Annotated in this window: 12 protein-coding genes and 1 pseudogene; all 13 read right to left on the bottom strand. The window is 43.2% G+C overall.

The genetic code is table 11. The features are described from left to right. Positions 1 to 127: 127 nt before the first annotated feature. The 13 genes and pseudogenes from G4P54_RS17945 to G4P54_RS18005 all read right to left on the bottom strand — a co-directional run bounded on the left by G4P54_RS17945 (position 128) and on the right by G4P54_RS18005 (position 12,532). The gene (locus tag G4P54_RS17945; RefSeq protein ID WP_024713399.1) at positions 128 to 487 is read right to left on the bottom strand and encodes a hypothetical protein; all 360 of its coding nucleotides are present in this window, start codon (positions 485 to 487) and stop codon (positions 128 to 130) included. Between the two features lie 14 nt (positions 488 to 501). Continuing rightward, complete coding sequence (locus G4P54_RS17950) at positions 502 to 2,409, bottom strand: DUF6792 domain-containing protein (RefSeq protein ID WP_167873415.1); 1,908 nt, start codon at positions 2,407 to 2,409, stop codon at positions 502 to 504. A gap of 1 nt (position 2,410) precedes the next feature. Further along, positions 2,411 to 3,127 carry a lipoprotein YvcA gene (locus tag G4P54_RS17955; RefSeq protein WP_167873416.1) on the bottom strand — a complete coding sequence of 239 codons (717 nt, stop codon included), beginning with the start codon at positions 3,125 to 3,127 and terminating at the stop codon, positions 2,411 to 2,413. Positions 3,128 to 3,419: 292 nt separating this feature from the next. Next, positions 3,420 to 4,085: pseudogene (locus G4P54_RS17960) on the bottom strand (lipoprotein YvcA). Positions 4,086 to 4,161: 76 nt separating this feature from the next. After that, a complete protein-coding gene (locus tag G4P54_RS17965; protein ID WP_167873417.1) occupies positions 4,162 to 5,820 on the bottom strand; it encodes a DUF2339 domain-containing protein in 1,659 nt (552 codons plus the stop codon). Between the two features lie 293 nt (positions 5,821 to 6,113). Further along, positions 6,114 to 6,737 carry a bifunctional phosphoribosyl-AMP cyclohydrolase/phosphoribosyl-ATP diphosphatase HisIE gene (gene hisIE / locus G4P54_RS17970; protein WP_167873418.1) on the bottom strand — a complete coding sequence of 208 codons (624 nt, stop codon included), beginning with the start codon at positions 6,735 to 6,737 and terminating at the stop codon, positions 6,114 to 6,116. Beyond that, positions 6,734 to 7,492 (bottom strand): imidazole glycerol phosphate synthase subunit HisF, encoded by a 759-nt coding sequence (gene hisF / locus G4P54_RS17975; RefSeq protein ID WP_167873419.1) that lies wholly within the window; start codon positions 7,490 to 7,492, stop codon positions 6,734 to 6,736. The genes hisIE and hisF overlap by 4 nt, the downstream gene beginning before the upstream one ends. Continuing rightward, positions 7,489 to 8,226 carry a 1-(5-phosphoribosyl)-5-[(5-phosphoribosylamino)methylideneamino]imidazole-4-carboxamide isomerase gene (hisA, locus tag G4P54_RS17980; RefSeq protein ID WP_024714163.1) on the bottom strand — a complete coding sequence of 246 codons (738 nt, stop codon included), beginning with the start codon at positions 8,224 to 8,226 and terminating at the stop codon, positions 7,489 to 7,491. Before hisA ends, hisF begins: the two co-directional genes overlap by 4 nt. Then, positions 8,223 to 8,861: an imidazole glycerol phosphate synthase subunit HisH gene (hisH, locus tag G4P54_RS17985; RefSeq protein ID WP_167873420.1), complete on the bottom strand. Its 639-nt coding sequence runs from the start codon at positions 8,859 to 8,861 to the stop codon at positions 8,223 to 8,225. The genes hisA and hisH overlap by 4 nt, the downstream gene beginning before the upstream one ends. Further along, positions 8,862 to 9,446, bottom strand: coding sequence for an imidazoleglycerol-phosphate dehydratase HisB (gene hisB / locus G4P54_RS17990; protein WP_167873421.1), 585 nt, complete (start codon positions 9,444 to 9,446; stop codon positions 8,862 to 8,864). Further along, positions 9,443 to 10,726: a histidinol dehydrogenase gene (gene hisD / locus G4P54_RS17995; protein WP_167873422.1), complete on the bottom strand. Its 1,284-nt coding sequence runs from the start codon at positions 10,724 to 10,726 to the stop codon at positions 9,443 to 9,445. Before hisD ends, hisB begins: the two co-directional genes overlap by 4 nt. After that, positions 10,723 to 11,364 carry an ATP phosphoribosyltransferase gene (hisG, locus tag G4P54_RS18000; protein WP_167873423.1) on the bottom strand — a complete coding sequence of 214 codons (642 nt, stop codon included), beginning with the start codon at positions 11,362 to 11,364 and terminating at the stop codon, positions 10,723 to 10,725. The genes hisD and hisG overlap by 4 nt, the downstream gene beginning before the upstream one ends. Then, entirely contained in the window at positions 11,357 to 12,532 is a 1,176-nt protein-coding gene (locus G4P54_RS18005) for an ATP phosphoribosyltransferase regulatory subunit (protein WP_167873424.1), read from the bottom strand. The genes hisG and G4P54_RS18005 overlap by 8 nt, the downstream gene beginning before the upstream one ends. Positions 12,533 to 12,542 lie beyond the last annotated feature (10 nt).

The following is a 12,542-nucleotide window of genomic DNA, read 5'->3' on the forward strand; positions in this document are numbered from 1 at the left end:
CATAGCAAAAAAGGATGATTTTTACTCTTACTTAATCATATCAATGGAGAGAGACTTTTTCAGTACATTTTTGCCGGCATGAAAATAAAAATCTCCCACTCATTGTTTGAATGGGAGATTTTTGATACTACACATCTTTAACAGGCTTCTTTTTTCTATAGGTCAATGTCACATCCTGCCGTCGCAGGTCTTCAATAATCATTTTGTATCGGTCAACTTTTGCGATATGCTCTTCTTTTATGGTTTGAAGGGCGGCTTTTCGTTTTTCACTTGTTGAATCAAGCTCTTCTTTTATTTTTTTTACAATCAGCCCTTTTTGCCCTTTGATTTCTTCTTTTAACGAAGACTCGAATTTCTTTGTCAGACTGAGAATGTCATTGATTGGTTTATTGAGGCTGCCCGCCTTCTCCTTCATTTCGTCTTGGGTAAGAAACATATAGGTCGTCGATACAATTTCTGTTTCACTTTCTGAAAATAAGGAAGTCACTCTTCATATTCCTCCTAAGGCTGAAAATCAAATAACTGAGATATCATTTTTTCTTTTTCAAACAGCTTTTCGATACTCTCGCGGATGTTTTTGATAAAATCTCTTTTTTCTGTTGTCTGTTTTTTTAATTCAGCAACAATTCCATCATTATCAGGGAGCGCACCTGTGTGGAACGATTCATGAACTGAGATTTTCTCCAATTTATCGAATGTGTGGCTGAAACCGGCTGCAAGCCGGAATTGAAGATCGAAGGCATAATGCGAAGGATTTTCTTCCATATGATGAATAGCCGTGGTGATCGCCTGTTTTTTGTCAATGAAGTCTTCATCTATTTCCCGACTGTAAACCTTCTGATACGAAGAAATCGCATCTTCCATATCTTCAACGATCTTCATACCATTTTGATAGATTCTGACAGCGGAAGAAATATTCACTTGAATCGTTTCTCCCGAGCCGCTCTTCCCTGTAAAGAAAATATCAGAGCCTTTATAGCTGAAGCCCTTTTCCTTTGATAATGCGTTCAGCATTTGAACGATGCTGTGGCCGTCAACGATGAGTTTTAAGGCGTCTTTTGTTTCTTTGTCGAGTGTATCTATAGAGGACAAAATTGATTTTACATAATCTACTATTTCACCAACATCTTTTAGAGCTTGTGTAAACTGACCATGCTTTAGATGATCAATGAAATGTTCATACCGTGATTCTATTCCTCGCATACTCGCATTCATATTCGTTAATTCTTTTTTGATCACTTTCTTTTGCGTTTCATCTATATACCCATTTTCAGCTAATTGATCTACGACCGGTCCGCTGTTTCCCAACAGGGTATGAAGAAAACCTAAAAACGACGGCAGTTCCTCCTTGATTCGGCCATACATTTGCTTAACATCATCAAAATTCTCAAATAGGACACTCACCTTCTTTAAAGCACCGTCTGTGTTTTTCACTTCTTCAATGAGGTCTATATCTATCCCGCTAGCAGCCTTTATAAAACCGTTCAAGCCGTCTTTTTCATAGTCACCCTTATATTTTTGAAGGAATGTTTGAATTGACCTCACATCTTCATCAGGGATCCCATCCATAATATTTCTGATGCCTTTTACGCTTGTGTTTGTATCAGTCATATTCACATCACCGAATGTAATAAAATCCGCCTTGCCGCTTGCTCCGTAGAGCGGGTCATCTTTGGAGATACGCTGGGTGACGTTTGCTGTTACGCCTTTGTCACTGTAGTATTTGGTGATTGCTTTTTTAAGATCTTCTTTAGGGACATTTTCAAGGCCTTTAGTGTTCAGAACATCAAATTTATTGATCATGGCATCGAGTAAATCTTTATCAGCTTGTAACAAATGATTTACACTAACCTGAGCACCGTTTATCCCATAAACTTCATCAAATTCTCCATCTATTAGCTGAACCATTACCTGGTTGTTATTTGCAAGTGAATGCCCAAGAGCATAAGTATGTAGCTCATCAGAATTTCCAGCTCTTTTCTTTGCTTCCTTAGTAAACTCTCTCGTTGCTCTGTATTGGCTACTGTCGATCCCTAAGAAGAGGCCAAAAAAATTATAAGCCCAATCCTCGTTATCAGCACTACCTTCTGAAATAATATGAAGTTGTTCTATTTGATTTTGACTATCTTTTATATATATTGCCGTACCATCATAACCCGATTCTTTGATTGACTTATCTTTTTGATTACTTTTCTTAATCAGTTCTTTAGATGTATAAATCTCAATTTCCTCAGGAAGAGTTTGATTAGTTTCTTCTTTATAGATCCTGCGGACTTCCGTTTCAAATTCTGCTTTCGCTTCCTTTATTTCTTTAGAATTGTTTGATGCAAACTTTTTTTTATAATCATACTCTAGATTTATTAACCGCAGTTTCACATTTTCATTTTCAAATATATTATTGTTACCCATCTTACCCCTCCTGATTTAAAAAGGTGACGGATTTTACGAGCTTTTTAACCTGTTCTCCTAAGTTATCTTTTTCTAACGTACAAGGCTTATCTTTATTTGGGCATCTAAACATAAACGAAAATACAATACCAATTTGGTCTTTCTCAGAAGATTTAATATAACCGAAGTATCTGTATGAAAAATTATATTTATTTTTATCATTTTCAAAAGTATTTTTCTTGTAAGCAATATAAATATCTTTACCTTCGTTCTCTAGTTTTTCAAAATTACCATTAAAGCCATTTTCACTACTAATTTGGTCTAGCATTGTCTCAGGATTGTTAATAAAAGTTACTCCTTGATAATACTCTATTTGTGCATTTAGCATTTTATTTTTTGTTTTGTCATAACTATCAAATGCTATGATTTCTTCATTTTCATCACGACTAGACAAATAGCTTGAATATTCCCCGTCCTCCGGAAATAACATCCTAAATCCTTTCAACTTAGACTCAAGCAAATAATACCCTGGCTCCTCTTCCTTCGTTGACACCATGTATTCTCTCGTTTTCTCATCCTGAAACGCCGGAACTTTCGGCAGGTCTTTCGGATCCATGTCTTTTGGTTTTACGGCTTCTGTTTTATTGTCTTTTGTTGAGTTTTTATCACCGTCGTTCATACTGCATCCTCCTGTCAGGGCAAGTAATAAGCTGAAGCAAATAAAGATGATCTTTTTCATTACGAACCTCCAAGGGGTTTGTGAGAATAGAATTCTATTTTTATCCTAAAAATAATTCTATTGACCTGGTAAACACGTGATTATTTTATCCTTTTCCATGTTACATCATGGCGGAATTTGGATAAATAGGAAATCAGACTTGGTTTTGATCTCCTTCTATTAATAAAACAAGCAAAACACCACACACACACCTAAATACCTATTTCTTTTTTCTTAAATTATGGCTCTTACCTTGGTTTTCAGAATGGCTTCTATATTAATTGTACTCTACATTATTGTAACGCCTTTTAATTTATTCTAATTTTCCACTCTTTTTAACTTTTAAAAAAGCTATAGGGTCTATTATTTTTCGAAACTTTTTTTCTTGCTTCATCTTTCTTTAAAGGACAAGCTTCTTCATCACTATAGCAGGCAAATCGAAATGAATACTCTATCCCCAGATATCCTCTTTTGTAGATTTGACATAACCAAAAAATCTATAAGAAAAATTATTCTTTCCCTCTACATCATCAAAAACACTTTTCTTTACAGCAGAATATACAATTTTATCAGATAGCTCTCTTTCTTCGAATTTGCCTTTATAACTATTTCTACCGCTTACAATGTCCAGCATTGTATCCTTGTCATTCGCAAAACTTTTTTCTCGATGATAATCCAGTCGACCATCATATTGAATGTTAGTTTTTTTATTAAAACTATCAAATACGATTGTTTCTTCATTTTTTCCAACACTCAAAAATTTAGATACGTACTTCGCTTCTTTCGTTGACATCATGTATTCTCTCGTTTTTTCGTCCTGAAACGCGGGAACTTGCAGCAAGTCTTTGGGATCCATGTCTTTTGGTTTTACGGCTTCTGTTTTATTGTCTTTTGGGGTCTTTTTATCATTGTCGTTCATACTGCATCCGCCTGTCAGGGCAAGTAATAAGCTGATGCTGATCAAGATGACTCTTTTCATGACGAACCTCCGTATATTTAACTGATGGAATCAAACGAAAAAAGACTGCCGCGTTCTCTCGGCAGTCTTAACCTTGTTACTCTTTTCTCGAATAAAATATTCTTGAGATAAACAGGCCTATGACTCCTAATAAGATGAATAAGACCGCTCTCCAAACAAGATCAATCGAAGCAGAATCTATTAAAATCATTTTGGCTAGTGTAATGAATAAAAAGATCAGCCCGATTCGGTTCCATGTCTTGTCTTTGGTTGTGTAATAAACAGCGTACATCACAATGACAAAAATAAACCAAGACAGGGATACACCGACGTTTACTGATACGCCGGCAATTCTATCCGTCATCCATATGGATAATTTACTGAAGAATACAAGCATCAGGAATGAAACAGCGTATGAAACAACAATCTTGATTTGTTTATGCTGTATGTTTTTCGAATACAGATAGGCAGAAAATAGTGAGCTGATCAGCAGCAGCCAAGAGACGATACCGAGAACGTGTAATGAATGTGCCGGGTATTGCATCAGGCCGCAGGCTGCCTGGAATAATACAATCACTCCGGCTATGCCGATCAGCCAGCTTTTTTTGCGGTAGGACACGTAACACATCATCATTCCTTGTAACGTGTATATGATGTACAGTAAAATCTCATTTTCATCTAATGCATCCGCTGCTAATACATTAAAATAAATCATAGAAATGAAAAAAAACGTATGTTTGATTTCGGGAAATTCTTTTCTTTTCCAAAAGCTTACCAACAGGTACAACACAAATGCAGCAGTATAAAATGCGTATAATGCTGTATCGCTCTTCATATAGAGGACAATCCCTGTGCTGAAAACGACAAAAGCTCCGATGGAAACGGCTGTGAGATAGACGCCTTTTTTAAATTGGCTGTTCGATCGTAAGGCTGAGAGGATCGTAATCGCCTGCTGTAGGATAAATACAGCAAGTGTCCAACCCGTCACCTGTGCATCTGTAAATGATAAGAAAGCAAAAATCGCTAATATGAAAGCATAGTTTGCTATATTCCATGCCACGATGTACTTTTGTTTGACTGTCTCATACATCAAGCCTGCGAAAACCAATGCCTCATATACATAAAAAATGTATTCGTTCCCATGTTCCCCGCCAAATAAAAAAGGATACAAGTAAACACCTGCGCCGATAATCGCAATCAGTGTTTGTGATCGATACTTTCTTGATATGTACACTCCGCCTGCAACACCTGCCGCAAGAAGGATCATGGTAAGCGGGGTCGGTATGATCTGGTACAGCATATTCCCCGCAAATAGGGAAACGATGTAGACAATATTACTGCCCGCCAATAATGAAATACTCAGCACACTGGTATTTTTCTTATATTGCCTGCTTCCGAGAACATATAGCACAATGGAGACAATCAGTCCGGCAGCCACTCTCATATATGTGTTGACCCATCCTTTTTCAGCAGCCGCCGCAAACGCCCAAATCATGCCAAGAAGAAAAACAAAAATAAAGATCTTTGGAAGCCAATTTCCCGCCAAGTTTTCTAACGTGCGGTTTTCTTTTGGAGGAGCCGGCGTCTTTTTTGGAACTTCGGCTTCTTTGTTGATTTTTGGGTTCTCTTCCGTTTTGACGATGGCTTGTTCTTTCTTGCTTCTAGAAAGGTATAGGATCTCCCTTTTGACACTTTCCAGTTCTTGTTCCAAGCGCCCAACTCTTTTGTTCAGTTCATCAATTTTTTTGTTCACCATTCTCTCCCCATTTTCGAATAATTAGCAGCCGCTTTTTCATGATATGATTCTTCCTCACTCTCCTTACCGGTTCGTATAAAATCATCCTAAAGACCTGTTGTCCATTCAGGATTTTCATCCTTCATTATGTTACATCATGGAAAATTTACGATGAATAGGAAATTCGATTGGTTTTTTGTATTTATTCTCATAAACATAGATGTTTTTCATTTCATTTACTGGAATAACGACAAAGAGATCCGTCATAAAGATGCATAAAAATAGGAGCTGTCATTTATACAGCTCCCATGCTCTTATTTCTCAGTATGTCGTTTCTTCAATACATCGAGCACATCATCCAGCGGCAGGGCTTGTTCTCTGAGCAGGACAAGCAGGTGATACAGCAGGTCTGCCGCTTCCCATTTGAGCTCCTCGTGGTCTCGGTTTTTCGCGGCAATGATGACTTCGGATGCTTCTTCACCGACTTTTTTCAAAATCTTATCGACGCCTTCTCTGAAAAGGTATGTCGTGTAAGCTCCTTCAGGCATTTCCGCTTGGCGTTCCGCGATTACGCGTTCCAGCTCGTTCATAATGTCAAATCGGCCGGCAGCCTGTTCTTCTGTTTGTTCCTGTGTAAAACAGCTGTAGCTGCCAGTGTGGCATGCCGGGCCTGAGGGTTCTACGAGCACGAGCAGTGCGTCTTGGTCACAGTCATACCGGATTTCTTTGACGGCTTGCGTGTTGCCTGAGGTTTCTCCTTTATGCCATAACGCTTGGCGAGAGCGGCTGTAAAACCATGTTTCTTTCGTTTTCAGCGTTTTTTCGTACGATTCCTTGTTCATATAGGCAAGTGTCAGCACTTCCTTACTTGCCGCATCCTGCACGATGGCGGGGATTAACCCGTCCTCATTAAAACGCAGTTCATCTGCCTGTTTCATCTCACATTCACCTCGTGCTCTTTCAAATATGATTTCACTTCTTGAATCGATGTTTCTTTATAATGAAAAATAGAGGCGGCCAGCGCGGCGTCTGCTTCTCCTTTTGTAAAAGCTTCAAGCATATGCTGCGCGTTTCCCGCGCCTCCCGAAGCGATAACAGGTACTGGGACAGAATCAGAAACAAGCTTTGTCAGCCTGTGGTCAAAGCCTTTTTTCTCACCGTCAGAGTCCATGCTTGTCAGCAGGATTTCTCCGGCTCCGCGTTTGACACCTTCTTTTGCCCATCTTGTTACTTCCCAATCTGTTTTCTTTCTGCCGCCGTGTGTGTAGACCTTATATGTTCCGGATTCTTGGTCATACTTGGCATCGATGGCAAGGACGATACATTGCGAACCGAAAAACTCGGCTCCTTCTGTAATCAGCTCAGGGCGGAGAACAGCTGCCGTATTCACCGACACTTTGTCCGCACCGGCACGCAGAATTGTTTTCATATCGCTGAGCTGATTGATGCCGCCGCCGACTGTAAATGGAATGGCGAGCTTCGCGGCAACCTGCTCCACAACGTCAACCATTGTTTTGCGTCCTTCATACGAAGCGGAAATATCAAGAAAAACGAGTTCATCCGCCCCTTCCCGGTCGTACACTTCGGCGAGTTCAACCGGATCACCGGCATCCTTTAATTCGAGAAATTGAATTCCTTTGACAACGCGTCCTTCTTTGACATCAAGACATGGAATAATCCGTTTTGTGATCATTTGCGCTTCACCCTTTCAAGCGCCTCGCTCAGCGTAAACTGATTGGTGTACAGCGCTTTTCCGATGATCGCTCCAGACACGCCATCCGCCTGATAGCGGGCGAGGGCTTTAAGATCCGCGACAGAGCTGACTCCGCCGGAAGCAATCACAGATTTACCCGTTTCCTTAGCAAGCTCGACCGTACTGTCAATATTAGGTCCTGACAGCATTCCGTCTGTCGCGATGTCAGTAAAAATAAAGACTTCCGCTCCTTCATTGGCAAGCTCTTTACCGAGTTCAGCTGCCTTAAGTGTTGATGTTTCCAGCCAACCCTCAGTTGACACAAAGCCGTTTCTCGCGTCCAGTCCGATTGCAATTTTCCCGCCATATTGTTTCAGCATTTTTTTGACAAACGGAGGATTAGAAACAGCTGAGCTCCCCAGGATGACTCGATCGACTCCTGCTGATAAGTATTCATAAACGTCACTTTCGGAACGGATCCCGCCGCCGATTTCCACTTTCAGGTCCAGCTGTTGCGCAATCTCGATCACATGGCGGTCATTTACTCTTTTTCCTTCTTTGGCGCCGTCGAGATCAACGAGATGAATCCATTCAGCACCCTCACTCGCAAACAGCGCGGCCATGTCGTATGGTGAATCGCCGTATATCGTTTCCTGATTATAATCTCCTTGGACAAGGCGGACACATTTGCCGTTTCTCATATCAATTGCCGGATATAAAGTAAATGCACTCATTTTTTCACCTTCTGTTCTGCTGCCATTTTCGTGAATTGGGTTAAAATCGACATTCCGACCGTGCTGCTTTTTTCCGGATGAAATTGGGCGCCGAAGACGTTCCCTTTTCCGACTACAGCAGGCACTCTCACCCCATAATCGGCGCTTGCCAGAAGTGCGGCCTCTTCCACCCCGTCAATGTAATACGAATGCACGAAATAAGCGTAGCCTTGTTCTGTTTCAGCCAATAGCGGAGATTCGTTATGAAAGGAAAGACGGTTCCAGCCCATATGCGGGACCTTCAGCTTGTTTCCTTTCTCATCTTCTGCTTTCAGCCTGACCGCTTTTCCTTTTAACAGCGCTAAGCCTGAGGCGGTGCCGTTTTCTTCGCTTTGGTCAAATAACAGCTGCATGCCGAGGCATATCCCGAGAAGCAATCTCCCTTCTGACACCATCTCGTGAATCAACTGATCGAGCTTCGCGCTGCGCAAATGATCCATCGCGTCGCCAAATGAACCGACTCCCGGCAAAATAAAGGCATCGGCTTCTTTCAGCTCCTCCGGCTTGTCAGAAACAAAGTACGGCACGCCGACACGCTCAAGCGCCTTTGAGACACTGTATAAATTGCCCATTCCGTAATCTATCACACCGATCATTTACAGCATCCCTTTCGTTGACGGTATTCCTTTAACACGCGGATCAATCATTGTCGCTTCATCAAGCGCACGCCCCAGCGCTTTAAAAACAGCTTCAATCATGTGGTGAGTGTTTGTGCCGTAATGAACGATGACGTGCAGATTCATCCGTGCTTCAAGCGCCAGCTTCCACAAAAATTCATGTACCAGCTCTGTATCAAAGGTTCCGACTTTAGCCGCCGGGAAGTCACCGCGCATTTCCAAGTGCGGGCGATTGCTTAAATCGATGACAACTTGAGCAAGTGCTTCATCCATCGGCACAAATGCCGATCCGTAGCGTTTGATTCCTTTTTTATCGCCCAAGGCCTCGAGCAGCGCCTGCCCTAAACAGATGCCAATGTCTTCAGTCGTATGGTGATCATCGATATCAACATCACCTTTTGCGTTAATGGCAAGATCGAATTGCCCGTGTTTCGTGAACAAATCCAGCATGTGCGTCATAAACGGCACGTCTGTTTGAATATCCGCTTTTCCTTCGCCGTCAATTGCGAATGCCAGTTCAATGTCTGTTTCGTTTGTTTTTCTGGCGCGTTCCGCTTTTCTCATTTTAATTTCCTCCGTTCTCTCGCTTCAATTGATCTGGCATGGGCTTCTAATCCTTCGAGTCTGGCAAAAGCCGCAATGCTTTCGGCATGTTCTTCAAAGGCTGATTGGCTGTAAGAAATAATGCTCGATTTCTTTTGGAAATCCGTTACGTTTAATGGACTGGAAAATCTGGCTGTTCCATTTGTCGGAAGCACATGGTTCGGTCCGGCAAAATAATCTCCGACAGGCTCAGGGCTGTATCTGCCTAAGAAAATCGCACCTGCGTGTTTGATTCTGCCAAGCAAAGCTTCGGGAGACTGTGTAATGATTTCTAAGTGCTCCGGTGCAAGTGTATTAACGATATCAATCGCATCATCCATTGTTTCCGCCACATAGATACAGCCGTAATCACTCACTGAAGCTTCCGCTATTTCTCGTCGCGGCAAGGTTTTCAGCTGCTCGTTCACCTCGGCTGAAACCGCCTCGGCAAGCGCTATAGAATCTGTGACAAACACGCATGAGCTGAGCTTATCGTGTTCCGCCTGTGAAAGCAGGTCGGCGGCAGCCTCACGCGAAATCGCTGTTTCATCAGCCAGTACGACGATTTCACTCGGTCCGGCAATCATATCAATATCGACATCGCCGAACACTTCTCGTTTGGCAAGCGCCACATAAATATTTCCCGGACCTGTGATTTTATCCACCGGCTCAATGGTTTCTGTTCCGTACGCCAGCGCTGCAATCGCTTGAGCACCGCCCATTTTATAAATGTCTTTTATGCCCAGCTCGGCAGCAGCGACTAAAACACCCGGAGACAGCCGCCCGTCGTTTCCCGGAGGCGTGACGAGAACAATTCTTTCAACGCCCGCTACGAGCGCCGGAATCACATTCATCAAAACAGATGAGGGATATGCGGCCGTTCCCCCCGGCACATAGACGCCCGCGGAATCAAGCGCGGTCACTTTCTGCCCCAGCATTGTGCCGTCCTTTCTGTGGTAAAACCATGAAGATTGCAGCTGTCTTTCGTGATATTCCCTAATATTTTCGATTGCCTGCCTAATCACCTGAAGCAGCTGAGAATCCAGCAAAGTGTACGCTTCCTCTATCTCTTCTTTTGTAACAAGCGGGCTGTTTATTTCGATGCCGTCAAATTTCGCCGTGTAGCTGCGGACCGCCTGATCACCGTTTGCTTTCACATCGTCAATAATGGATCGGACCGCTTTTCTCTGCTCTTCCGTTCCGGCATCTATTGAACGCTTGAGAGAAAGGCGTTCTGCGCCGCTGATGGTTTTCATCTTCATTTTGCCGTTTCTCCTTCCACGACGAGGGATAATCGGGATGCCATTTCGTCAATCACATCGTCTTTCATGCGATAGCTTACCGGGTTGACAATAAAGCGGGATGTAATGTCACAAATGTGCTCCGTTTCAATAAGCCCGTTTTCTTTCAGCGTCTGTCCCGTGGAAACAATATCCACGATCCGATCCGCCAGCCCAATGAGCGGGGCCAGCTCGATTGACCCGTTAAGCTTAATGATTTCGACCTGTTCTCCCTGTTCTCTAAAATAACCGGAAGCCACATTCGGATACTTTGTCGCGATTCTCGGCGCTACGCCGCTCCAGTCTGTATTCGGAAGTCCGGCGACTGCCAAGTGACATTTGCTGATTTTCAAATCCAGCACCTCATACACATCGCGTTCCTCCTCCAGCATGACATCCTTGCCAGCAATTCCGACGTCTGCCACACCATGCTCTACATATGTTGTCACGTCCATTGGCTTCGCTAATATGAAACGGAGATTTTCCTCCGGCACATCGATGATCAGTTTTCTCGAATCTTCAAACTCCTCAGGGAGCTTGTAGCCCGCCTGCCTCAGCAGCCCTGCCGCTTCTTCAAATATCCGGCCCTTTGGCATCGCCATTGTGAGTAACTTACCCATTTTGCTCTTCCTTTCTGGCACCGATAAAATAGGTGACGTTTGCAAAAGATTTTGTCATCTGATCAATGTTTTCAATTCCCGATAAATCTTGAAGAACCACTTTGTTCCCTTTCATACGTGCTTCATTCGCGTAGGCGATGGCTTGCGGCCGCTGCTCTTTGCTGAAAATAACAGCGTCTATTTCACAAGGTTCGTCTTTCACATGAAGCGCTTCAAGCAGCCGGTCAATTCGAAGCCCGAAGCCTGTCGCCGGGGCGGGAGAATCAAAATGACCCAGAAGCTTGTTGTAACGGCCGCCGCTTCCAATGACAAAGCCGACATTTTCGGCGTACACCTCAAATAAAATGCCTGTGTAATAGCTCATGTGACTGACCATATTCAGATCAAGGCGGACATTTTCCGTACATCCGTAATCCTCAAGAATGTCCCAGAGCGCCTTCAGCTCATCAACCACGCTTCTTCCTTGCGCGGAATCAACGATTTCCTCTGCACGTCTGCAAACTTCTATTCCGCCCCGCAGTTCAAGAAGCTCAAGCAGCCTGTTTTTATCAATGGAGGAAAGCGGAAGAGATTTGACGTGCTCTCTGTAGCCGACGTAATTCTTCTCGTATAAAAATCTCCGCAGCACATCAGCGCGTTCAACGTTACCGAGCACCTCAACAAACAGGGCATCCGCAATGCCGGCGTGGCCAATGGCAATTTTAAAGGAAGCCAGCCCGACGCTTTTTAATGCGCCGACGACTAAAGCAATGACCTCTGCATCAGCGCTTGTCGTGCCGTCACCGATTAATTCCACTCCGACCTGCTCGAATTCAGCGGGGCGTCCGCCTTCGCGTTCCTGTGCCCTGAACACATTTGCCGCATATCCGACTCTGAGCGGATGATCGTTTTTCAGAAGCTTTGACGCCGCCACCCTTGCAATCGGTCCAGTCATATCCGGGCGAAGCACCAATGTTTTGCCGTCCTGATCAAGAAGCTTAAACAGCCGCTGCTCTTCAATTGCAGACTGGACACCAACGGTATCGTAAAACTCCAGTGTCGGCGTTTCCATAAATTGATATCCCCATTTATTGATCAAATCGGTTAACGATTGTCTCACCTTTTTTTTCGTTTCGTATAAACCAGGCAGTGTATCCCTCATGCCGTGCGGTTTTTCAAACATAAACATTAACCCGAGC

The sequence above is a fragment of the Bacillus tequilensis genome (assembly GCF_012225885.1).
GTDB classification, from domain to species: Bacteria; Bacillota; Bacilli; order Bacillales; family Bacillaceae; genus Bacillus; species Bacillus tequilensis.

Excerpts from the sequence above, each read along its gene's own strand:
- G4P54_RS18005 (WP_167873424.1), bottom strand. The coding sequence starts at position 12,532 with ATGTTTATGTTTGAAAAACCGCACGGCATGAGGGATACACTGCCTGGT.
- hisD (WP_167873422.1), bottom strand. The coding sequence starts at position 10,726 with ATGAAGATGAAAACCATCAGCGGCGCAGAACGCCTTTCTCTCAAGCGT.
- hisG (WP_167873423.1), bottom strand. The coding sequence starts at position 11,364 with ATGGGTAAGTTACTCACAATGGCGATGCCAAAGGGCCGGATATTTGAA.
- hisH (WP_167873420.1), bottom strand. The coding sequence starts at position 8,861 with ATGATCGGTGTGATAGATTACGGAATGGGCAATTTATACAGTGTCTCA.
- G4P54_RS17950 (WP_167873415.1), bottom strand. The coding sequence starts at position 2,409 with ATGGGTAACAATAATATATTTGAAAATGAAAATGTGAAACTGCGGTTA.
- hisIE (WP_167873418.1), bottom strand. The coding sequence starts at position 6,737 with ATGAAACAGGCAGATGAACTGCGTTTTAATGAGGACGGGTTAATCCCC.
- hisA (WP_024714163.1), bottom strand. The coding sequence starts at position 8,226 with ATGAGTGCATTTACTTTATATCCGGCAATTGATATGAGAAACGGCAAA.
- G4P54_RS17965 (WP_167873417.1), bottom strand. The coding sequence starts at position 5,820 with ATGGTGAACAAAAAAATTGATGAACTGAACAAAAGAGTTGGGCGCTTG.
- hisB (WP_167873421.1), bottom strand. The coding sequence starts at position 9,446 with ATGAGAAAAGCGGAACGCGCCAGAAAAACAAACGAAACAGACATTGAA.
- hisF (WP_167873419.1), bottom strand. The coding sequence starts at position 7,492 with ATGATCACAAAACGGATTATTCCATGTCTTGATGTCAAAGAAGGACGC.
- G4P54_RS17955 (WP_167873416.1), bottom strand. The coding sequence starts at position 3,127 with ATGAAAAAGATCATCTTTATTTGCTTCAGCTTATTACTTGCCCTGACA.